Annotated in this window: 22 protein-coding genes; 13 read left to right on the top strand and 9 right to left on the bottom strand. The window is 49.1% G+C overall.

Annotated features, from left to right (window positions below; genetic code table 11):
- The first annotated feature begins 62 nt into the window (after positions 1–62).
- The 9 genes from ACTTJF_RS00800 (at position 63) to ACTTJF_RS00760 (ending at position 5,900) form a co-directional block, all read left to right on the top strand.
- Complete coding sequence (locus ACTTJF_RS00800) at positions 63–773, top strand: amino acid ABC transporter permease (protein ID WP_442550327.1); 711 nt, start codon at positions 63–65, stop codon at positions 771–773.
- Positions 766–1,494, top strand: coding sequence for an amino acid ABC transporter ATP-binding protein (locus tag ACTTJF_RS00795; RefSeq protein ID WP_122862686.1), 729 nt, complete (start codon positions 766–768; stop codon positions 1,492–1,494). The genes ACTTJF_RS00800 and ACTTJF_RS00795 overlap by 8 nt, the downstream gene beginning before the upstream one ends.
- Positions 1,495–1,506: 12 nt before the next feature.
- The gene (locus tag ACTTJF_RS00790) at positions 1,507–2,328 is read left to right on the top strand and encodes a basic amino acid ABC transporter substrate-binding protein (protein WP_442550326.1); all 822 of its coding nucleotides are present in this window, start codon (positions 1,507–1,509) and stop codon (positions 2,326–2,328) included.
- Between the two features lie 60 nt (positions 2,329–2,388).
- A complete protein-coding gene (locus ACTTJF_RS00785) occupies positions 2,389–3,105 on the top strand; it encodes a basic amino acid ABC transporter substrate-binding protein (RefSeq protein WP_442550325.1) in 717 nt (238 codons plus the stop codon).
- Positions 3,105–3,833 (top strand): hypothetical protein, encoded by a 729-nt coding sequence (locus ACTTJF_RS00780; RefSeq protein WP_442550324.1) that lies wholly within the window; start codon positions 3,105–3,107, stop codon positions 3,831–3,833. Before ACTTJF_RS00785 ends, ACTTJF_RS00780 begins: the two co-directional genes overlap by 1 nt.
- Positions 3,834–3,877: 44 nt before the next feature.
- The gene (thiD, locus tag ACTTJF_RS00775; RefSeq protein ID WP_442550323.1) at positions 3,878–4,660 is read left to right on the top strand and encodes a bifunctional hydroxymethylpyrimidine kinase/phosphomethylpyrimidine kinase; all 783 of its coding nucleotides are present in this window, start codon (positions 3,878–3,880) and stop codon (positions 4,658–4,660) included.
- A complete protein-coding gene (gene thiE, locus ACTTJF_RS00770; protein WP_442550322.1) occupies positions 4,653–5,255 on the top strand; it encodes a thiamine phosphate synthase in 603 nt (200 codons plus the stop codon). Before thiD ends, thiE begins: the two co-directional genes overlap by 8 nt.
- A gap of 92 nt (positions 5,256–5,347) precedes the next feature.
- Positions 5,348–5,719, top strand: a complete 372-nt coding sequence (locus ACTTJF_RS00765; protein ID WP_442550321.1) for an NAD(P)H-dependent oxidoreductase — start codon at positions 5,348–5,350, stop codon at positions 5,717–5,719.
- Position 5,720: 1 nt separating this feature from the next.
- Positions 5,721–5,900, top strand: coding sequence for a hypothetical protein (locus ACTTJF_RS00760; RefSeq protein ID WP_442550320.1), 180 nt, complete (start codon positions 5,721–5,723; stop codon positions 5,898–5,900).
- A 321-nt stretch (positions 5,901–6,221) separates the two neighbouring features.
- Here ACTTJF_RS00760 and ACTTJF_RS00755 read toward each other — a convergent pair whose 3' ends face one another.
- The 4 genes from ACTTJF_RS00755 to ACTTJF_RS00740 form a co-directional block, all read right to left on the bottom strand.
- Positions 6,222–7,109 carry a hypothetical protein gene (locus ACTTJF_RS00755; protein ID WP_442550319.1) on the bottom strand — a complete coding sequence of 296 codons (888 nt, stop codon included), beginning with the start codon at positions 7,107–7,109 and terminating at the stop codon, positions 6,222–6,224.
- A gap of 150 nt (positions 7,110–7,259) precedes the next feature.
- Entirely contained in the window at positions 7,260–7,757 is a 498-nt protein-coding gene (locus tag ACTTJF_RS00750; RefSeq protein ID WP_442550318.1) for a hypothetical protein, read from the bottom strand.
- A 512-nt stretch (positions 7,758–8,269) separates the two neighbouring features.
- Complete coding sequence (locus ACTTJF_RS00745; protein ID WP_442550317.1) at positions 8,270–8,902, bottom strand: hypothetical protein; 633 nt, start codon at positions 8,900–8,902, stop codon at positions 8,270–8,272.
- Positions 8,899–10,191, bottom strand: coding sequence for an aminotransferase class V-fold PLP-dependent enzyme (locus tag ACTTJF_RS00740; protein WP_442550316.1), 1,293 nt, complete (start codon positions 10,189–10,191; stop codon positions 8,899–8,901). Before ACTTJF_RS00740 ends, ACTTJF_RS00745 begins: the two co-directional genes overlap by 4 nt.
- Positions 10,192–10,306: 115 nt before the next feature.
- Between ACTTJF_RS00740 and ACTTJF_RS00735 the strand changes: the two genes are divergently transcribed.
- The 4 genes from ACTTJF_RS00735 to ACTTJF_RS00720 all read left to right on the top strand — a co-directional run bounded on the left by ACTTJF_RS00735 (position 10,307) and on the right by ACTTJF_RS00720 (position 13,940).
- Complete coding sequence (locus ACTTJF_RS00735) at positions 10,307–11,122, top strand: DUF234 domain-containing protein (RefSeq protein WP_442550315.1); 816 nt, start codon at positions 10,307–10,309, stop codon at positions 11,120–11,122.
- Positions 11,119–12,117: a sensor histidine kinase gene (locus ACTTJF_RS00730; RefSeq protein ID WP_442550314.1), complete on the top strand. Its 999-nt coding sequence runs from the start codon at positions 11,119–11,121 to the stop codon at positions 12,115–12,117. The genes ACTTJF_RS00735 and ACTTJF_RS00730 overlap by 4 nt, the downstream gene beginning before the upstream one ends.
- A gap of 135 nt (positions 12,118–12,252) precedes the next feature.
- Positions 12,253–12,924 (top strand): cysteine hydrolase family protein, encoded by a 672-nt coding sequence (locus ACTTJF_RS00725; RefSeq protein WP_442550313.1) that lies wholly within the window; start codon positions 12,253–12,255, stop codon positions 12,922–12,924.
- A 284-nt stretch (positions 12,925–13,208) separates the two neighbouring features.
- Positions 13,209–13,940, top strand: a complete 732-nt coding sequence (locus ACTTJF_RS00720; RefSeq protein WP_442550312.1) for a DUF6683 family protein — start codon at positions 13,209–13,211, stop codon at positions 13,938–13,940.
- A 317-nt stretch (positions 13,941–14,257) separates the two neighbouring features.
- On the opposite strand, the gene ACTTJF_RS00715 is transcribed toward ACTTJF_RS00720, so the two are convergent.
- From ACTTJF_RS00715 to dnaE, 5 genes are all read right to left on the bottom strand, one after another.
- Positions 14,258–14,893: an NAD-dependent epimerase/dehydratase family protein gene (locus tag ACTTJF_RS00715; RefSeq protein ID WP_442550311.1), complete on the bottom strand. Its 636-nt coding sequence runs from the start codon at positions 14,891–14,893 to the stop codon at positions 14,258–14,260.
- A gap of 110 nt (positions 14,894–15,003) precedes the next feature.
- Positions 15,004–15,762, bottom strand: coding sequence for an SDR family NAD(P)-dependent oxidoreductase (locus ACTTJF_RS00710; RefSeq protein WP_442550310.1), 759 nt, complete (start codon positions 15,760–15,762; stop codon positions 15,004–15,006).
- A gap of 108 nt (positions 15,763–15,870) precedes the next feature.
- Positions 15,871–16,452 carry a flavin reductase family protein gene (locus ACTTJF_RS00705; RefSeq protein WP_442550309.1) on the bottom strand — a complete coding sequence of 194 codons (582 nt, stop codon included), beginning with the start codon at positions 16,450–16,452 and terminating at the stop codon, positions 15,871–15,873.
- Between the two features lie 131 nt (positions 16,453–16,583).
- Positions 16,584–17,372: a tetratricopeptide repeat protein gene (locus tag ACTTJF_RS00700; protein ID WP_442550308.1), complete on the bottom strand. Its 789-nt coding sequence runs from the start codon at positions 17,370–17,372 to the stop codon at positions 16,584–16,586.
- Between the two features lie 265 nt (positions 17,373–17,637).
- Positions 17,638–21,618 carry a DNA polymerase III subunit alpha gene (gene dnaE, locus ACTTJF_RS00695; protein ID WP_442550307.1) on the bottom strand — a complete coding sequence of 1,327 codons (3,981 nt, stop codon included), beginning with the start codon at positions 21,616–21,618 and terminating at the stop codon, positions 17,638–17,640.
- Positions 21,619–21,924: the final 306 nt, after the last annotated feature.

Below are 21,924 nucleotides of genomic sequence, written 5' to 3'. Positions count from 1 at the left end.
AAGGTTAAATTTATATTTTTTTTCGTATTATTAAGCCTCATTACGCTTTTAAGGTTTAAGAAATGCTAAACGAAAAATTTTTTAGGGCGCTGTTTTTCGTCGTCATCGTCTCCGCGGGCGTTTATTATTTTTATCCGACGGAGTTAAACGAGGCGCAACGTCTAGCTTACCTTAAAAGCTACGGCGTGACGCTGGGACTCACCGTAGGCGGCACGGCTATCGGCGTGACTTTGGGCTTTATTTTGGCGTTTTTAAAGTTTTTAAATATCAAAATTTTAAGCTTTCTCATCGACGAATACGTAGATATCTTGCGCGGAACGCCGATTATTTTGCAGCTTCTTATATTTTCGGTCGTGATTTTCGCAACCTGGAGCGACAACTTTTACGTCGCTTTGATCGCGCTTGGGCTAAACAGCTCCGCATACGTCGCAGAGATCGTGCGTAGCGGTATAAATAGCGTCGATAAAGGGCAAATGGAAGCCGCAAGGGCGATGGGCCTAAACTACTACGTCTCGATGCGCGAGGTGGTGTTTCCGCAGGCGACTAAAAACATCTTGCCTGCGCTTGCGAACGAATTTATTTCGCTGTTTAAAGAAACCTCGGTCGTAGGCTATATCAGCGTTATAGATATCACGATGCAAAGCAAGAGCCTGCAAGCGGTGTTTTATAGCCCGGAGCCCGTCATTTTCACGGGCATAGTTTACTACGTCAGCGTGAAGTTCTTTACCTTTTTGGTTAAAATTTTAGAGAGGAGACTAAATCGCCATGATTGAGATTAGAAATTTGAGTAAAAATTACGGCGATTTACGCGTCCTCGATGGCATCAGCGTAGATATCAAACAAGGCGAAATCATCGCTATCATAGGCCCTAGCGGTGGCGGCAAAAGCACTTTTTTGCGCTGCATAAACCGCTTAGAGGAGCCAAGCGGCGGGCACATAAAGATAAACGGCGAGGATATAACGGACAAAAAAACGGATATAAACAAAATCCGTCAAAAAGTGAGCATGGTTTTTCAGCACTTTAACCTTTTTGCAAACAAAAACGTCTTGCAAAATTTAACCCTAGCTCCGATAAAAGCGGGGATTTTGGATAAAGAAAGCGCGGAAAAAAGAGCCGACGAGCTACTAAAAAGCGTGGGTCTAAGCGATAAAAAATACGCCTTCCCGCACAAGCTCTCAGGCGGTCAAAAACAGCGTATAGCAATCGCTAGAAGCCTCGCGATGAACCCCGAGGTCATACTCTTTGACGAGCCGACCAGCGCGCTAGATCCCGAGATGATCGGCGAGGTACTAGACATCATGAAAGACGTCGCGGCAAAAGGCATCACGATGCTAGTCGTCACCCACGAGATGGGCTTTGCTAAAAACGTGGCAAATAGGATATTTTTCATGCACGGCGGCAAAATAGCCGTGGACGACACGCCTAAAAACGTATTTGAAAACCCTAGCAATCAGCGTTTACAGGATTTTCTAGGTAAAATTTTAAACCACTAAAAGGAGGTCAAAATGTCCCAAAACATCGTTGCGGCTTTGTCCGCCGGCAAATTTAAAAAACTTTTCGTTTTCGTAGCCGCCGCTTTGATGCTTTCAGGCTGCGGTCAAAGCTCGAATGAAAAAGCAAGCAAAGACACCGCAGTAAAAAACGAGGCAGCCCCCGTAGCGGTACAGCAAACGATAAGAGTGGGCTCTAGTGCAGACTATCCGCCGTTTGAGTATATTGACGAGCACAACAAGATCGTAGGCTTTGAAATCGACATGATAGAGGCCGTCGGCAAGAAAATCGGCGTCAAATTCGACGTGCAAAACATGAGCTTTGACGGACTGATCCCTGCCCTAAAAACGGGCAAGATAGATGCCGCGCTAAGCGGTATGAGCGCGACTGAGGAGAGAAGAAAATCAGTCGATTTCACCAAGCCTTATTATTTTTCGGATAATCTTTTCATCCGCAAAAAAGGTACCGACGTAAATGCGACCAATATGCATCTCAAAAAAATAAGCGCGCAAATAGGCACATTGCAAGAGACCGCGGCTAAATCTATCTGCGGCGACCTAGCCGTGCCTGCAGAAAACGTAGCGGCTGCGATTTTGTCGCTAAAAGCTGGCAAAATAGACGTCGTGCTAACCGATAGCCCTATCGGCTACGAGTACCTAAAACAAAACTCTGATTTGGAGGAGTTTTTAAAGCTTCCAGACGGCACCGAGGGCTTTGCCGTCGCGTTTGATAAAGGCAAGCACCTAGAGCTAATCGGCAAGATAGACGCCGCGATAGAGGAGCTCAAAAAGAGCGGCGAATTTGACAAGATGATGGAAAAATACGGCCTGAAGTAAATTTACGAGCCAGCACCTAGTCGCGGGATTAAATTTAAAACCAAATTTAAAGGAGAGAAAATGAAAAAGATTTTTGCGCTGCTTTTAGCGGCTCTAGCTACGCTTGGCGCCGCCGAGCTAAAGATCGGTACCGCCGCAAACTATCCGCCGTTTGAGTACGTGGACGAGCAAAACAAGATCACGGGCTTTGATATGGATCTAGTAGCGGAGCTCGCTAAACGCGCGGGTTTTGAGTACAAGATCGTAAATATGAGCTTTGACGGCCTAATCCCAGCTCTAAAAACGGGCAAGATCGACGCCGTAGCAAGCGCGATGAGCGCAACCGACGATAGACGAAAGTCGATTGATTTCACGCAGGCTTACTATGCGACCGAAAACATCTACCTGCGCGCTAAAGGCAACGACGCTATCGCGAGCAAAGACGCCTTAAACGGCAAAAGAGTAGGCGTGCAACAAGGCACCGTCCAAGAGATCGCCGCTAACTCTATCGCAGGCGCTAAAGTCGTACCTGCCGAGGATCCGGTTCCGCTAATCATGGGACTAAAAAAAGGCAAGATAGACGCGGTCGTGCTTGATAGCTCGATCGGTTACGGCTTTTTAAAGAAAAATCCTGAGCTTGAGGAGTTTTATAAAGAAACCGACGGTAGCGAGGGCTTTTCTATGGCGTTTGACAAAGGCAAGCAAGCAGATCTAATCGCTAAAATAAACGCCGCGCTTGAAGAGATGAAAAAAGACGGCAGCTACGATAAACTGCTAGAAAAATACGATCTGAAATAATGAAAAAAAGCGCATTTTTTACTCTGCTTAAAATTTGCGCTTTAGCCTTGCTGTCGGTAAATTTGGCCGCCCAGTTTACCGACATGCAAATCACGCAGACTACCAAATCCAAACGCGAAAAAGTTACCAAAGAAATTCTTTTTTTAGAGAAAATTTTAGACTACGATACCTTTGTCTTTAGACTAAACGCCGCCGTGATCGCCCCTTGCAAGCTTGCAAACGTTAAATTTTACGACGGCTCAAAATGCATAAAAGATAAAAAAGGGCTGGAAATTTTCGGCAAATCCTACGACAAAGAGATCAAAAAGATATTTCGTCCCGAGCGCAACTACTACGTGCTCACGATAAAAAATCTAGGCGATAGATGGCTGTGCGAAGTAAGCGACGAAAGCAAAATCTTAAACAAAACCCTAGTCAAAAACGGCCTTGTCTCGCCTACTAGCAAAGAGTACCAAAAAATCGAGGTAAAAGAGGACTGGGCAAAGAAAAATCACTCGGAAATTTACGAGTGCCTAACCGGCAAAAAACTAGAAGAAGAGAAGAAAAAAGCTAAAAAAGCCGAAAATAACGCCACCAAAAACGATCAAACCGAGCAAAACTCTTTAGACTTGCAACCTGCGCAAACGCAGCCGCAAACTCGGCCGACGCCGATGGAGTCGCAAGGAAACGGCCCCGTAAATTTAAAGGAGCTAGGCGTAGAGTTTGGCAAGGATTTTGGCGACAAATAAATTCGCCTAAAGATAAATTTAACAAAACCGCTCAAGGCAAAACAATGAAAAATCCTAAAAAAAATATCCTAATCATCGCTGGCAGCGACAGCGTCGGGGGCGCAGGCATACAAGCGGACATAAAAACCTGCGAGGCCTACGGCTGCTACAGCGCGACTGCGATCACGGCTCTAACCGCGCAAAACACGAGCGGAGTGAGTGCGGTGATGCCCGTAACGCCCGAGTTTTTAAACGCGCAGCTGGAAGCAGTCTGCGCCGAGCTAAAATTTGACACCGTAAAGATCGGCATGCTCTTTAACGAACAGCTCATAGCCTGCGTCAAAGCCTGGCTAGAGCAAAACCACGGCGCGCCAGTCGTGATAGACCCCGTCTGCGTGGCTAAATCAGGCGCCAAGTTGCTGCAAGAGGGCGCCATAAACGCGTTAAAGGAGCTTTTAAGCCTCGCCCGCATCGCAACGCCGAATTTAGACGAAGCGCGCATTTTGGGGTTAAATTTTGACGGCGAGCGGTTAAATTTAGGCGCGGATCTGCCCTGCGACGTGGTGCTAAAACGCACGCAAACGAGCGAGATTTGCGAGGATACGCTTTATAAAAAAAGCGGCGAGGTAGTTAAATTCGGCGAGCCGCTAGAGCAGCCTACGATCATGCACGGTGCGGGCTGCAGCTTCTCCGCGGCTATCGCCTGCGCCATAGCGTCCGGGGCAGACGAGATAACGGCGATCAGGCGTGCCAAAGCCTTTGTCGCAAACGCCATCAAAAACGCTCACGGCTCAAATTTCGGCATGCGGCTGCTAGATCACAAAGCCGCGGGCGCAAACCGTGGCTAAAATTTACGCTATCACGGATGATGTCCTAACGCCTGAAAATAGCGTACTCAAACAAACTCGCGAGCTGCTAGAGTGCGGAGTGAAGTTTTTACAGTACCGCACCAAGCTCGATCCCAAAAATGAGCGCGTAGCGACTGCTCTAAAAGAGCTTTGCGAGCGCTACGGAGCGAGATTTATTGTAAACGACGATGTAAAATTTGCCGCTAAAATAGGCGCGAACGCCGTGCACATCGGCAAAGATGACGGCGGAGTAAAGGCCGCTCGCAAGATCCTAGGCGAGGACGCATTTATCGGCGTTAGCTGCTACGACGACTTAAATTTGGCGCTAAAGACGCAGGATGAGGGCGCTTCTTACGCGGCATTTGGCGCCGTGTTTGCGAGCCCGACCAAACCAAACGCTCCGCTTTGCAAATTTGAAACGATAATGCGCGCAAAGGAAATTTTACGTATCCCCATTTGCGTGATCGGCGGTATAAACGCAGCAAATATCGCTCAAATCGCCGCGCTAAATCCAGACTATATCGCCATTATCTCAGCACTCTACCACCCAGCATCCATAAAAGAAAATCTGCGAAATTTGCAAGCGTTTTTGTAAAAATACGCTAAATTTACGTCATTAGACTGCGCAATTCTCCGCTCAAATTTAAGCAAAGTCCGATAAAATTTGCTCGATTAAAAAGGAAAAAAATGAAAACTCTAATTATCTTAGCCCACCCGGGCATCCAAAACTCGGTCATAAACAAACGCCTGCTACAAGAGGCTCTCAAAGAGCCGCAGCGCTTTAGCGTTCATGATTTGACGCAGGTTTACGGGAGCGGCGATATCGACGCCGCGCGCGAGCAAGAGCTCATCAGAGCCCACGACGCCCTCGTTTTGCAGTTTCCGCTTCACAACTTCTCTTGCCCTCCGATTTTAAAATCATGGATCGACGCGGTGATGACGCACGGCTTTGCCTACGGATGCGGCTCGGACGGTATTACGGGCCGCAAGGTCGCACTAGCCGTGACTGCGGGTATCAAAAAAGAGCGACTACTGCCCGCAAGGACGCTATCATTTTAGCTTGCGCGAGATTCTTACGCCGTTTGAGCTTGCGTTTAAATACTATTTTCGCGCCGACTACCGCGACTTTTTCGCATTTTACGGCGCCGAGGAGACCCCGGGCGTGGACTACGTATCAAGCCAGGACGATTTAGAGCGCGGAGCTAGAGAATACGCGGAGTTTTTGCGAAATTTAGGCTAAATTTGACGAGCGTGCTTTAGCCTTGCCGTGCGTAAATTTGCCTCGCTATAAATCACGAAGGTCGCGCTAAATCCAGACTACATCGCCGTTATCTCAGCACTCTACCGCCCCACATCCATAAAAGAAAATCTGCAAAATTTGCAAGCATTTTTGTGAAATTTAAACGCGGGTTGGCGACTTTAAATTTGACGAGTCAACTTTGGCAGCTAAAATTTAACATGTCAAATTTACGGCAAACGGGCTCAAATTTGAAATCCCCACGTCAAATTTACCAAGCACGCCAAAAGACGCAAATTTACGACTAGACCGCGCGCCAAAAAGTTAATCTTTTTTATAAAACACGTTAAATCCAAATCCGCCGAGCAAGATTATCAAGCCGGCAATCCCCGCAAAAGGCGAAAACCAAAAATCCATCGTCCCCGCATAGAGCAAAACAAGTCCCGCGCAAAGGCTGATCGCGATATCCGCGATAAAACTAACGCCCCTCTCGAAAAAGCCTTGAGATTTTTTCGCCGTCAGATTTTTACTGAGATTTCGTATTTCTAAAACCTTGAAATTTTCGTATTTCACGCTCGCTTCGTCGCCGTTTGCTAGCTCCAGGGCGCGCTTTTTAGGGCTGCTACCCCACAAAAACGTATCGCCGACCGTGACGCTAAAATAATTTTTCTCTTTCGTCTCAAAAATCCTTAGATTTCGCGCCGTGCCGCTAACCTCGCCGCTTGCTTTGGGCTCTTTTACGGCGCCCAGCATCGATCTAACGCGCAAGCTCAAAAGCGCCTCGCGGTGATATTTAAACCAAACGATAGCAAAAGAGCCGAAAGCAAAAACAAGCAGCAAATCGCTAAAAAGCAGCCGCCATTCGTCAAGCCCCGAAAAAACAGCCCAAATGCAAGCCGCGGCAAACAGCGCAAAAAGCACAAAAAGCGCAAGAAATAGAGTCGCAGAAAAGAGGCTAGGCTCATAGGCATACCAGGCCGCGGAGTTTAGGGAGCGGTTTTTTAGCCCCAAAACCCGCCCCTTTTTATCGCAAACGACCAGCGTTTCGTCGCCGTCATTTACCGGCAGGAGCGAGCTTTGCAGCGAGCGGATGTTTAAAATTTGATCCTCCAAGCTAAAGCTATAATCAAATCCGCTTTTGTCTTTATAGACGCACTCAAGCGAATTTACGCGGCCGCCGAGCAGTTTTAGGCCGTTTTGCGTTTCTTGCAAGCTAAATCCTTTTAAATTTTACGTTTTCGCGTCCAAAATTCGGGCGATATAAATTTGCGCGCCTATAAATTTGATCGCTCATTCGCCCGTTAAATTTAAAAATAGGCGCCGAATTTGCCGCGTTTTTTAGCGGGCGAATTTGACGGCGAACTATAAATCTGCTTCTTTTAAAAATTTTCTCAAAGCTAGATACGCATTTGCCTTATCGGTCGGAGTTTTGTCGTCTGTATACATCAAAGGTACCGATAAAAGCAAACAAATAAAAACCGCAAAAATAAGAAATAAAGAGACGGGCGTCGGGAGATAATTGCACAGGCAAAAAATTGGTATCATCAAAATAAATCCATAAAGTTCTGGCCTTGGCAAAGACTTAAGCACAGCCTCCTCAAAAATCATCAAATACGCGCGCCAAGAGTAGTTTTTGAGCCACTTGTCCGAGGTTAAATTTTTAAAATTCCAAACCTCGTTTTGCTCGTCGTAGGCTACGGCTAGGCGGTCGTTTTCGCGCGGCACGAGGCGCTGCTCTTTGGCGATTTTGGCGTTAAATTTCGCACCCGCGATCTCAAAAGCGCACTCATCCGTCGCCGCATCCCATCTCACGTTTTTTACCTCTCCCGCTAAGACCTGAAACTCACGCGAATCTCGCATCTAAATTTTCTCCAAAGTTTTTGTAAATTCGTAAAAATTAACGCCGCGCAAATTTGAGCGGGACACAAAAATACGTCAAATTTGAGTAGGACAAAAACCCGCGCGGACGCCTAAATTTGACCGCGCGCAAAAAAGCGCAAGCAAAGGCTTTAAACCTGATGACCGAGTTTGCCCAGGCGCTAGCAGAATTTAGCAAATTTACGCCGTAAAGATAGCCGTAAAGTCCGCCGGGCAAAAACTCGCAAGCGGCAAAATGCCATTCAGGAGAGAGCTAAATTTATCCGTAAAAAGCGGTCAAATTTGAGCAAAAGCAAATTATGCGCCGCTTGATAAATTTACTCAAAATCGACCCAAATTTAAGCCTAGCAATCGCCGACTCGTCAAATTTGAGCCGAGTAATCTAAATTTACATGAGACGCGAAGCCGTCCGCAAAAAGACAAAAGCGCGGACGGTCAAATTTGACGGATCGCCTGGCCGAAAAAGCAAATTTACGCCGCAAAAGCCCGCAAATTTACCGTGTCGCCAGCCCGTCTAGCTCGTTTGCCAGCGCGTTTACTTTCGATTCGTCCATGCCGTTGCGCTCGACGTCGCTCACGACGATATCCTCCCACGTCTTGGCAAACTCAGTCTGCGATAGTCCCAGGCCGCCCTCGCCCTTTGGCAGCATACCGCTGATCACCAGCGCGCGGAAGCACACGTGGCGGTCGCCCTTGTAGGCTTTGCACTGCTCTAGCGAGTTTTTAAACTCGGCTCCTAGGTGCTGAGTAACCTTGTCGTCCGGATATTTTTCCGCCGCGCGAGCTATGTTAAGTGCGGCTTCGTAGTACTGCGAAATGGCCTTAAACTCGCCGTTTTTAGCGGCGTACTCGAGTAGTTCGCCCGCTCTTTTACTATCTCTTGGCGCGCCTAGACCAGTAACGTAGAGCAGCCCAAGATCCCCACAGGCGTCTCTTAGACCCTCGTCGCAGTATTTTTTGCGAAGCTCGAATTCTTCTTTAAATTTACCGCTTTCAAAGTAGTTGTTCGCGCCCGCGACGGAGTTGTACTCGCGCAGTACTTTTGCGTACTGCTCGGGGCTATATGGCTTTGCCTGCGCGCAAACGGCGCAAAGGGCAAACAAGGCCGCGGCTAAAATTTTATTCATTTTTTATCCTTTTTGGTTTTAAATTTTTTGATAGTTTTTTTGATGGCCTTTAGCAGATAGGCGACGTCTTTTTGCGTGTGCGAGTAGTGCAGGCTCACGCGCACCCAGCCGGGCTTTTGATCAAATTTCTGATCGTCTTTTAGTCCGAGCAGATCGTGTCCGTACGGACCGGCGCACGCGCACCCCGCGCGGGTCTGCACGCCGTAGTCCTCGCTCAGCGCCTCGGCGAAATCATACGGCGAAACACCCTTAACGTTAAACGCGAAAATCGGCAATCTGGGCACTCCGCGCGGGCAGTAGCTCACGACCTCGTGGATATTATCCAGCCCCTCGCAAAATAGCCTTGCAAGCTCATCCTCACGGCTCTTTATGACGTCTAGCCCTACTTCGTTTCGTAGCCGATACGCTAGAGCGGCTCTTATGAGCCCCATCACGTGCTGGGTGCCGCCCTCCTCTGTGCGCTCCACGCTTGGCGCAAAAAAATGCGAGCTGCGGCTCACGTAACTAACCGTCCCGCCCGCGGCGAAGGTCGGTTTGTCCGATTTTACGAGTTCCTTTTTTATCGCGAGCAGTCCGCAGCTGCCTACGCCTCCTAAAAGCTTATGCGGCGATAGAAATAGCGCGTCGAAGTAGTCGGCGTCGAGGTTGTCGTGCGAGCTAAAACTAGCCGCGTCAAAGGCCACGGTCGCGCCGTATCGCTTCATCATCACGTAGATTTTTTTGTAGTCGCTGATTATCCCCGTGACGTTTGAGGCCGCGCTAAAACAGCCGATGATTTCGCGCTTTGAGTTGATTTTGAGCAGTTGATCGAGCCTGCCGAAATTTATCTCCCCGCTCTTGCTTAGCGGTATGCGCACGACCTCGCATAGCCCCTCGCGCAGGCTGACTTCGTTTGAGTGGTGCTCGTAGGGCGAGACAATGACGAGGGGCAAATTTGCGCCCTTTAGCCTCTCCTCGCCCAGGCGGTTCGCGCTCATAGGCGGCAGGTAAAGCCCCATGATCTCCTGAAATTTCTTTATAGCTCCAGTCGCGCCGCAGCCGGCTGAGATCAGATAAAATCGCTCGTCAAGCCCGAGCGCGTCTTTTAGGTTCTGCCTTGCTTTTTCGTAGCGTTTTTGCGTTTTTAGCGCGTTTGAGGCGCTTTCTGAGTGCGTGTTGGCGTAGGTTTTTAGGTATTTTGCGATCTTGCGCTCGATAGGCGCGTAGGCTAGGCCCGAGGCCGTGTAGTCAAAGTACCGCACGCCCTTTTTTAAAATAATATTTTTTCTGATTTCGTCGATGCTAACCAAAATTTTTCCTTATAAAAAAAGAGATTATAACCAAAGTTGTGCTAAAATGGGCTAAAAAGGAGCAAAAATCTACGCCTTAAAATCAAGCTACGCGCGCTTTAAGCACCTTGATATCTTGCAGCTTATTTACTTTCATCTAGTCTTTGACGCACTAAAATTTGAGGCGAATTATTACGATATTTTCGAGGCGATCGAAAAGGAAATTTTAGATAAATTTGAAAATCTGTCGCTCAAATTTAGCTTTGACGCGCCTTTTGAAAACGAGCTTAAATTTGCCCTTTGCAAGCTTGCTAAAAACGACCGCAAAAAATACGCTCTAAATAAATTTCTGCCCCGCCCTCTCATCCTAAAAATTTATGCCGCCGCGATAAACTCGGGCGTGGTTAGCATCGAAAAGACGCTGGAAAAACCGCGCGTAAAAAGCAAATATCAAAAGGCCAAAAAGCTACCAGAGCGCGATAAGGCGCAGGATAAAGTGGTCTTTAACGACAATTTTACTAGGTTTTGGTTTTATTTCATCGAGCCAAATTTAGCCCTTTTAAAAAACGGCGAAAATGCCGCTTTGATGGAGATTATCAGACGAGAGTTCGACTCGTACGCGGGCTTTGGCTTTGAGCTGCTTTGCCGCGAGCTTTTGGCATTTAGACTAGGTGCCCAGCCCGCGCGGGTGCGGAGTCTGTGGGCGAAAAATATCGAGATAGATATATTTTTGAGCCTAGACGGACGTATCATCGTCGGAGAAGCTAAATTTAAAGAGCATAAAATTTGCAAAAACGTGGTAAATTTACTCCTTAAAAAATGCGAGCGACTAGGCTTTGTGCCAGACGCCGTCGCGCTGTTTTCCAAAAGCGGCTTTAGCAACGAAGTAAGCCGCCTAAAAAACGACCGAATTTTACTTTTTGATTTAGAAAATTTCGAGGAGCTTTTATGACCCAGATCGATAAAACCAGCGTCCAGGACGGACTAAAAAGCCTGATCGAGCAGACCTATCTGATAGAGCGCGAGTACAAAAATCTGACCGCGTCGTATGCTAATCTGCAAGGTTTCATCAAAGATATTGTGGAAATTTTGCCCAATGCGATCTGGGTTTTGGACGAGGCGGGAGAGATATTTTTACAAAACTCGGAAGCCCTAAAACTAGGGCAAATTTTAAAATTTATCCCGCAAGAGGGAGGCGAGATAAACGCCGCGGGGCAAATCTACCTCATCAAAATCGCCCAAAAAGATGGCAAAAAAATCATCTCCGCAACCGACATAACGACCGAAAAGCGCACCGAGCGCCTAGCCTCGATGGGTCAGGTCGCAGCCCACCTAGCCCACGAGATACGCAACCCCGTGGGCTCGATCTCGCTGCTGGCCTCCACGCTGATAAAAAAAGCGGACGAACGCGCTCGCCCCGTAGTCGAGCAGATGCAAAAGGCGATCTGGCGGGTTGAACGCATCATCAAGGCCACCTTGCTTTTCACCAAAGGCCTAACGATAAACGCGCGCGAATTTAATCTAGCCGAGCTAAAAGGCGAGTGCGAGGCGGCAATAGAGTGCTACACATACGGCAAGGAGATCAAATTTAGCCTAGATTTCCCCGATCTGCCATATGTGGGCGACCGCGATCTACTGGCGATGGTGTTTCAAAATATGCTATTTAACGCGATCGATGCGGTCGAGGAAAACGAGGACGACGAGGGCTGGGTGCGCGTGGACTACGAGCAGCGCGAGGGCGAGCATAAATTTGCCGTGACCGATAGCGGCGTGCCGATCAAAAACCAAGCCATGGTCTTTGAGCCGTTTAAAACGAGCAAGCTAAAGGGCAACGGCCTTGGTCTGCACCTGTGCCTGCAAATAGTCCAAGCCCACGGCGGCAGTATCGAGATCGAGCTTGAGCCAAAGAGCTTTTGCGTAAATTTGCCCGCAAAGACGCGCGGTTAGGCGGTAAATTTGATAAAATTTGATGCTCTAGGCGGAGTTTAAATTTGAACGCGAAATTTAGGGCGGATCGCGGTTTGAAATTTGCTTCGGCTAGCCGAACAACGAACGTAAAAACAATCAAAACAAGGAAAGAAAATGAAATTTGATGCAAAAATCTTAGAGGATTTGGCGGAGTGGTTTAAGGAGCTAAAGGAGATTAAATTTAGCGAACTTTTAGCGGGCGATGCGGCAAACACCGCATTTATCAGCGTGGATATGATAGAGGGATTTTGCAGCATGGGGCCGCTAGCTAGCCCGCGAGTGGGCGCGATCGCGGACGCCATAGCGCGGACTTTTAGCGCGGCTTACGCGGCGGGTGCGAGAAATCTCGTGCTGCTCGAGGATAGCCACGAGGCAAACTGCGCGGAATTTGACGCGTTTCCTCCACACGCTATCAAAGGCACCGATGGCGCAAAGACGATACCGCAGCTACGCGAACTACCGTTTTTTGGCGAGATAAAAATCTTTCGCAAAAACTCCCTGAGCGCGGCTTACTGCGCCGAATTTAACGCGTTTATCGCGCAAAATCCGCAGATCGACACCTTCGTAGTGCTAGGCGACTGCACCGACCTTTGCGTCTATCAGCTAGTCTCGCACCTAAAACTTAGCGCAAACGAGGCAAACATCAGGCGCAAAGTCCTAGTGCCGGCAAGCCTCGTCGCCACCTACGACACGCCGGGGCACGAAGGGGATTTTTATCACGCGATGTTTTTGCGGCATATGCAAACTGGTCTTGGCGCGCAGGTCGTGCGAGGGATTAAATTTTAGCGCCGATTTTGCAGGCGAAGCGGCTAGTAAATTTAGGCGGCTAGCGGCATCAAATTTGAGCTAAAGCGCGAAATTTAAGACGTTTGGCGGCGCGTAAATTTGCCCTACGTATCACTGCGAGTTTGTAAAAAATCTTTAGGATGATAAATTTGCACGCCCTTATCCTCCGTCTGCGCGGCGACAGCGTAGAGGCAATCAGAATAAAAAAGATCGTAGCCGCGTTATTTTAGGTATAATGCGGGCAATGCGGCGACGTCGCATGAATTTGTATTAGGAGGCGTTTTATGAAAATTTTAGGCAAGATTCGAGTCAGCGCGGCAGCACTTGGAGCGGTGATGTGTTTTAGTAGCGCGCAAGCGCTTTATGTTATCGATTATATCGATTTTAACGAGCAGTGGTTGCGGCAGGATGCGTATAACCGTGCTATGAATGAGGCGAAGAAAAATTTAAATCCGCCCGATGATTCCGCCTATGTCAAAGACGTTAAGACCGATATACTCTATACGGGCGCGCTGGTGCGAGCGGGAGATCATTTTTTGGATATGGACGGCATAGAGCAGATAGCGCAGCTTTTTCCCGCCGCGCAGCAAGACGAGGGGCGGCGCTTGCTAGTAGAGGGTATAGATAAGCTAAACGGTAGCGTCGAGCAGCTATACGGCATACCCAAAGAAAACGTGGCGACCGGCATCGTGGCACTGCTAGGAGGCGCTTACGCGGCGTATTTTAATCATCCGATGCCGGACGAGGCCGTAAAGCCCGCATTTTTACAGATCGCCGAGTTTTTGCGCAAAAAACCGGAGCTGTTTGAGGGAAAGGCTACGGAAATGATGAACTCGTATCAGATATCTATGGGGCTTGGGTTTTTGCTGATGGCGATGCAGCAGGAGTTGCAGCAGCATCCAAATCCCGCGCATGAGACGGAGCTAAAAGCCGTAGGCAAGCTAGTTTTTAAATCATTACTAAACGTCGAACCGGAACAAATGGATTTTACCGCATCTGGCATAGTCTTTAAGTAGGCGTTTTGATTTTTGCGCGAGCAAAGCAAAACTGCGCGCAGGCTCGCGCTACCTGTTAGGCGGCTTGCGGCGTGAAAGCCATCCTAGAGGCGCTTTTGGCCGCAGCCAGGTAAATAGCCAAACATAAACGCGAGCCTCTTTTAACACGCCCGACTTTTGGCCGCGACCGAGCAAATAGCTAAACCGCGCTCAAGGGCCAAATTTAAATAAGCCCGCGCGCCTTGCAAAATTCGGCCGATTTTTTATTTTAAAATAGCGGGCGCATTTTTCAGCATTTTTAAAACCCTAAAGCCAAAACTACCTTTACGATTTTGCTTTTAAATAAACTCTCTGGGATGATAAATTTGCACGCCATTAGCCTCCGTCTGCGCGGCGGCGATGACGGCAGCCGCGATATCTTTCGCGCTCATCGGGCGGTAGTTCGTTAAGATAAATTTTGGCAAAAGCCCAAACAGCCAAATCGTAAAGAGCTCGCCCATACGCACCTGCTCGCGCTCGCTTTTTATCGCAGGCAGCCGCGCTATTTGCAAGCTTTTAAAACCCAGCGCGGCGATTTTTTTCTCCGCCTTGCCTTTTACGCGCAGATAAAAAAATCTCGACCGCTCGTTTGCGCCCTGCGACGAGATGAGCGCGAAACGGCGCGCACCTGATGCGATGCCCCATTTTGCGATATTTACGGGGTAGCTCACGTCCACTTTATAAAACTGCCCGCGGCTACCGGCTTGCTTCATCGTCGTGCCCATCGCGCAAAATATCTCGTCTATCTCGCGCGGCGGCATGTTTTTGACGTCGCTAAAATTTACGATCTGCGTCTCTAGCTTTTCGTGGCTAAATTTTAGCTCCCTGCGCGTCCAAACGATGATTTTGTCATAGTTTTCATTCTCGCAAAGTCCGCGCACGATCTCGCGTCCGACTGCTCCCGTAGCTCCTGCGACCAAGGCCGTTTTACCCATTTTCATTCCTTAAATTTCTTTAAATTTTAACGCGCTTTGAGCTCAAATTTAGCTCAGGCGCTGCGTTACTCAAATTTTACGGCTCGTCGTGCGACGCACAATGCATAAATTTAGCGTTTGCCCGCGTAGTCAAATCGCGCAGCCCCTAAACTAAACTCGAAGTTGTTTCGATCCACCGCGCCCACGCACGCGTCGCTATCGTAAAGCGCGAGCAGAAATTCCGCCATCTCCTCGCTTGAGTGATAGCGCTTAAAAGCCGCGTCGTAGTCGTAGCCTGCATCATCCGTCGCCACGGGACCGAACTCCGTCCTAGTCGCGGCGGGCGCTAGAACTTTAGCCTGCACTTTGGCGTCTTTATCCTGCGCTAGCTCGCGGTGCAAGCCCTCGGTAAAGGCACTTACGAAAAACTTGCTCGCGCAGTAGGTGACGGCGTTTGACACCATACTGTAGCCGCCCGCGGAGGAGATATTGATGAGCTGGGCGGGCTTGCGCTTGTAGTCGCGCACGAAGAGGTGGCTTAGCAGCGTGAGCGAAATGACGTTGAGCTGTAACATCTGTGAGATTTTGGATAGATCGCGCTCGCCGACCGTACCGTAATCTCCAAAGCCCGCATTGTTTATGAGCGCCTTTAGCTCGTAGCTTTTTAGCTCGTCCCAAAGCGCTAGGACGTTCTCGCTGCGCGCAAGGTCGCAAATTTTAACGAGGGCGTCTGATTCAGGCGAAATTTTAGCGATCTCGTCCTTTAAGCTTTGCAGCAGTTCCGCTCTGCGAGCGATTAGGATCAAATTTTCTCCGCGCCTCGCAAACGCCTTTGCCGTAGCCGCTCCGATACCAGAACTCGCGCCCGTGATGACGATATATTTTTTCATTTTCTATCCTTTTCAGATTCTTTGGCTTGAAATTTTACCGAAGCTCGCCGCGTATTTACGCGTGCGCTCGTCTTAAATTCACAAATTTGCCGGCATTTTGCGAGGCGCTTACTCGCCGCTTATGGGCGTGCGCTTGGTATCTACCGCTTTACCGTCTAGATAGTACCGACTGCCGGCGACGTAGTGAAGCGTTTTTAGCTCGTCAGGGATCTTTTCAAACAGCCAGTGCCCGCCGTCAAAGACCCGCTCGTCCGCATACGTCGCGACGACCTCGCCGATGAAAAGATCATGGCTCTGCTCGTTATGCGGCTCGGGGATACGCTTGCAAACGAGCCATGCTGCGCAGCCCGCTATCAGCGGTACATCAAACTCCTCTTTATAAAAGATTTCCATGTTTTTCATCTTGTCCGCGTTATCAAAGCGCGAGTTGTTTTTGGCGCCCAGCTCGCTAACTAGCTCCGCCTGCGCGGCCGTGGGGATCTGCACGGCGAAATACCCGCTCTTTTCGATGAGCGTCCGCGTGTACGAGCCGTTGTGCGGCACGATGGTAACCTTGTCGTAGTCAAGCGCCTGCGCCCACGTTATCGCCATCGCGTTGACGTCGCCATCGTACTTGGCCGATATGAGCGTGGTCGCGCCCGGATTTAGGATACGATATGATTTTTGTAGACCTACTTTTATGATCGCCATTTTTGCTCCTTTGACCTAGTTTTTGTTAAATTTTAGGCCGTCTTAGCGAGTGCTTTTAAATTTGACTTTAAATTTACCTCGCCTCGCCGAGTTGCTCGCCTCAAACCCAAAAACTGCAAATTTAGCTAAATTCACCGCGCTTTTTGGCAGTGCTCCCCGTGCGGCACCAGCTCGCAAAGGCGCGCGTGTAGCCGTTTCACCTCAGCCTCGCCGGAGATCTCGCGCAGCTCTTTTTCGTGGTATTTAGCCAGCATGATGCAGCCTGCGAGCATATCTGTTTCGTGGCAGCTTCTAACAAGCGCCATTACCCCTTCCTTGGCCCCATAAGGCATCGCCATCGTGCCGAATCTAAAACATCGCCAAGCGTCCATCTCGCACGCCTTGCGCATATAGCCGACCGCTTGCTGCGGCGCGCTGCTACCGATCGCTAGTCCCAGATGCTCGCATCCTAGCGCCGAGCCCTTTTCGCAGGCGGTTTCGTATAGCTTTTTCGCGCGCTTTTCGTCCTTGCCTGGCGCGCCGTCAGCCTCAAGGCTCTTGCCGTACTGCACGCAAGCATCCTGATAGCCGTTATCGCAAGCCGGACTCAAAATCTCTCTAGCGGCGATGAAATCTTTGTTATTTATGTGCATTTCGCCCGCTGCCGCGCATGCGTCAAATTTGCCTTCTTTGCACGCGCCGAGTAAAATTTGCATCGCCTCGCGGATGTCTTTTTCGTTTTGCTTTTTGGCCTGTTTTTGGTAAAACAAGATCACGCGCTTGCAAGCTCTCGCGTCCTTTTGGGCGCAGGATTTTTTGAGCTCCTCGTATCTAGCGTTTAAAAACGCCTCTTTTTCGGGGCTTAGTTCGCCTTTTTTGGGCTCGCTAGCCGATACAGCCATGGCAAAAAACACAACGCCGATTAGAAATAATTTTTTCATTTATACCCTTTCTCAAGTGGATTGCATTTATATTTCATACTTTTGCTTTTTACGGTCAAATTTAACATTTTCAAGATGCGGGTTTTGGCAACTAAAATTTAAAAATTTGACTCCAAATTTAAACACATAAACATAAGGTAAAGTATTTTTGCGTTTAGACTAGGCGGATTCAAATTTTACGACGGGAGCTACCGTGCGGGTAATGACCGAGCTAAATTTAAAAGCAGCGAAGTATAAACCAAAAAGACGAGCCGTCAAATTTAATCTAAACGGCTTGCCTTAAACCTAACGCCCTCTCCTCAAAACCCTCTCCCACGATAAACTCCGTCGTATAAACCAGCGCGCGGCCTTCCTGCACGTCTTTGATACGGATGATTAGGCGTTTGTTGTTTTTATCGGCTGCGGTGCGGTGTTCGCCGATGGCGGCGCGGTAAATTTGCGTGATGAGATCCTTACCCGTTTCGTCCAAATTTAGCTCCAAAACCAGATCCTCAAGCTCTCTTTTGCCTCTGCTTTCGCTAGCCGCCGAGCCGTTTTGGTAGCTGCCGCCGCTACTTTCCTTGCGCTGTTTAAAGCTTCTGCTTTGGAAATTCATATCGCGCGCGTCCTCTAGGCTCACGACGTCGATTAGATTTATGCGAGCGCCCTGATCGTCGCGGCTGTAGCGCACCTTAAATGCTAGCGGAGCGTCCTTTTGCTCCTCGCTTAGGCTCTCGATGAGCCCCTTTTCGGAATCAAACGCCGCAACCTTAAACGTGCTAAAAAGGTCCATGATGCTTAGCATCATAAACTCTTTGCCGCTCTTTTTGCTCGTGATGCTGGCGACCTCTCTGATCTTGCCGACGACTAGGATCTCGCTCGTTTTATCTATCTTGCCAAAGTCCTTGCTAGGCGTGTGTTTTATCTGTTCGATTTGCTCTTTGTATTTTTCGAGCGGATGCGAAAAATCCATGCCCATAGCCTCGTCAAGAGTCAAAATTTTATCCAAATTTATGCGCATAAACTGCCCGTCTTTGGAGTAGCGAACCTTAAACGCATGCGGCAAATCGCGCTCATCGGCACTCATCGACTCGACCGCGCCAAGGCCTCTGTCAAAGACCGCGATCTCGACCGTACCGTGAAAATCCAGCATCTCGATCGTGCCCATTTTTTTGCCGTTTTTCTTGCTGATCCTAGTCGTTAGATCCTCTATCTTGCCGACTAGCAGCATCTCGCCGTTTTCGGGTAGCTCGTCAAATTTATCGCTTAGCGTGTATTTTATCTTCGAGATTTGCTCGCGGTACTCGTCTAGCGGGTGACCGGAGAGGTAGATACCCACGCTTTCTAGCTCAAATTTGAGCTTGGTTTTTAGCTCTAGCTCGGAGTCGTCGCGAACGAGATTGGTTTTAACCGTACCCATGCTCTCGTCGTCGCCAAATAGGCTCTCGGCCGCGTTTTTCTTGATAGTCGCGGCGTTTTTGCACGCCTCCACGATGTTATCTAGGTTGTTTAGCATCATCTTGCGCGTTAGGCCGAAGCTATCAAACGAGCCCGATTTTATCAGGCTTTCAAAGACTTTTTTATTTACCTTAAAGTTATCCACGCGCGAGACGAAGTCGTCGATGTCTTTAAACTCGCCCTTAGCCTGCTCCTCTAAGATATTTTCGATCGCCGCGCCTCCGACGCCTTTTATAGCGCCTAGGCCGTAGATGATGGCGTCTTTGCCGCCTTCGCTAACGACTGAGAATTCTTTGGCAGATTTATTGACCGACGGCGGTAGGATAGCGATATCTAGGCGCTTACACTCGTCGATGTAGCGCGAAATCTTATCGGCGTTGGTCTCCTCGCTCGTGATGAGAGCCGCCATAAATTCGGCCGGATAGTACGTCTTCATATAGGCCGTCTGAAATGTCACGTAGGTGTATGCCGCGGCGTGGGATTTGTTAAATCCGTAAGAGGCAAAGTGCAAAATAAGCTCAAACAGCTCGTCGGCCTTTTTGCCGTCTAGCCCCTGCGCTTCGGCGCCTTCGATAAATTTGCCCTTTAGTCTATCCATCTCCTCTTTTATCTTTTTACCCATTGCGCGGCGCACGAGATCGGCGCCTCCTAGCGAGAAGCCGCCGATAGTCTGCACGATTTGCATAACCTGCTCTTGATATACGATGACGCCGTATGTGGGCTCTAAGATCGGCTGAAGCTCGGGAAAAATGTACGTGATAGGCTCCAGGCCGTGTTTGCGCTTGATGAAATCTGGTATAAGATCCATCGGGCCCGGGCGGTAAAGCGAGATCATCGCGATGATATCCTCGAAGCAATCCGGGCGCATATCGGCTCCGACTTTTTGCATGCCTTCGCTCTCTATCTGAAACAGCCCCAGCGTCTGGCCGCTACTGATCGTCTCGTAGGTTTTTGGGTCGTTTTTATTAACCTGCTCCCAGATAATCTCTTTACCGAATCTCTTTTTTACGAGCTTGACGGCGTTATCGATCACAGTTAGCGTCTTTAAGCCCAGGAAGTCAAATTTGATTAAGTCCACGTCCTCTAGGTACTTTAGGCTATACTGCGTGACGAAGTGATCCTCCTCGGCGTTTGGCTGACGGAAAAGCGGGGTTTTGTTCCACAGCTCCTCGTTTGAGATGACCACGCCTGCTGCGTGCATGCCGGCGTTTCGGTTTAGACCTTCTAGATCAAGGGCGAATTTCCAAATTCTATTTGCATTTGAGTTAGTCGCTATCAGCTCGCCGATCTTTGGCTCTTTTGCAAAGGCTTGTTCTAGCGTGATACCTAGCTCGTCGGGTATGAGCTTAGCCATCGCGTCGGCCTCGGCATAGGGCATATCGCATACGCGCGCGACGTCTCGGATGACGCCTTTTGCTAGTAGCTTACCGAAGGTTATGACTTGCGCGACGTTAAATTTACCGTACTTTTCGATGACGTAGTCGATGATCTCGCCGCGGCGGTTTTGACAAAAGTCCACGTCGATATCGGGCATGCTCACGCGCTCGGGGTTCAAAAAACGCTCGAAAAGCAGGTTATACGGCAGCGGATCAAGGTCGGTTATTTTCAAGCTATATGCGACCAGGCTTCCCGCCGCCGAGCCGCGTCCGGGACCCACCGGCACGCCGCGCTTTTTAGCTTCATTGATAAAGTCCCAAACGATCATCATATAGCCCGGGAAGTTCATCTTGTTTATGATATCTATCTCGCGCTGCAAACGGGTGCGGTACTCCTCGTGGCGCTCTGCGGGGACGAATTTAAGCCTATCTTCTAGCCCCCGCCTGCACTCGTGCTCAAACAGCACGCTGTCGTTTGGTATGCTGTAGCGTTTATCAGGCTCGGGCAGGCTCAAATTTCGCTCGGCGGCGTACTCGAGCGTAAATTTAAAATTTGGCGGCGTCGCGTCGCCTAGTTTGATCGTGAGGTCGCATTTATCTACGATTTCTTGCGTATTTGCGACGGCTTCGGGGATATCGGCGAAAAGCTCGCTCATCTGCGCGGGCGTCTTGACGTAAAACTCATGCACGCTGTGGCGCAGGCGGTTTGGATCGTCGAGCAGTTTGTTCATCGCGATACACATGAAAACCTCGTGCGCGTCGGCTCTTTGCTTAAACGTATAGTGCGTGTCGTTGGTTGCGATTACCTTGATGTTTAGCTCTTTTGCTAGGCGCAAAATTTCATCGTCTATCCTGCGCTGATCGCCGATGCCGTGGCGCATGATTTCTAGGTAAAAATCATCGCCGAATACTTCTTTGTACCACAGCGCGGCTTCCTTCGCCGCCTCATATCCTCCCGCGCCGAAACGCAAATTTCGCTCGCTTTGGTTGAGGTTCCAGTTCACCTCGCCTTGCAGGCACGCTGAGGAGCAGATGATGCCCTCGCTGTGCTCTTTTAGCATCTTTTTGTTGATACGCGGATAATAATAAAACCCCTCGATATAGCTCATGGAGCTAAGATACATCAGGTTTTTATAGCCGATTTCGTTTTTAGCGATGAGGCAGAGGTGGAAGCGCTGTTTGGTGCTTTTATCCCCCAGCTCCTCGCCGTTGTGGATGTAGGCTTCGATGCCGATTAGCGGCTTTATTCCCTCACCTTTCATCGTTTTATAAAAGTCTATCGCGCCAAACATATTGCCGTGGTCGGTGATGGCTGCGGCTTTGACGCCTTGGCTTTTTAGGGTTTTGGCTAGCTCTTTGATACGGTTGGCGCCGTCTAGCAGCGAATACTCCGTGTGTAGGTGCAGGTGCGTAAAATCTGTAAAATCGCTCATTTTTCGTCCTTTTTAATGCATTTGATTTTACAGAAACTTTGCTTTTAGGCGGATAAATTCGGCCTGGCTTAAATTTAAGCAAGCGCGGAAAATAGGCTGTTTAGACGGATTTTTCGTGAAATTTCGACTGGAATCTTTACAAAAATTTAGCCCGTCTTTGCCGTCAAATTTTAACCCGAATTTGACGCTCGGGTTTTTGGGCCGGCGGCGTAAAATTTGCAGTCGGCGACGCGTATTTGATCTAAATTTACGACTCAAAATTCGGCTTAAATTTGAGCGGCAAATTTGACGCAATCTCGCGGACGG

This window comes from Campylobacter sp., assembly GCF_052170435.1.
Taxonomy (GTDB): domain Bacteria; phylum Campylobacterota; class Campylobacteria; order Campylobacterales; family Campylobacteraceae; genus Campylobacter_A.
Note: the sequence above shows the minus strand (reverse complement) of the source record. Positions and strands in the feature narration are given on the sequence as shown.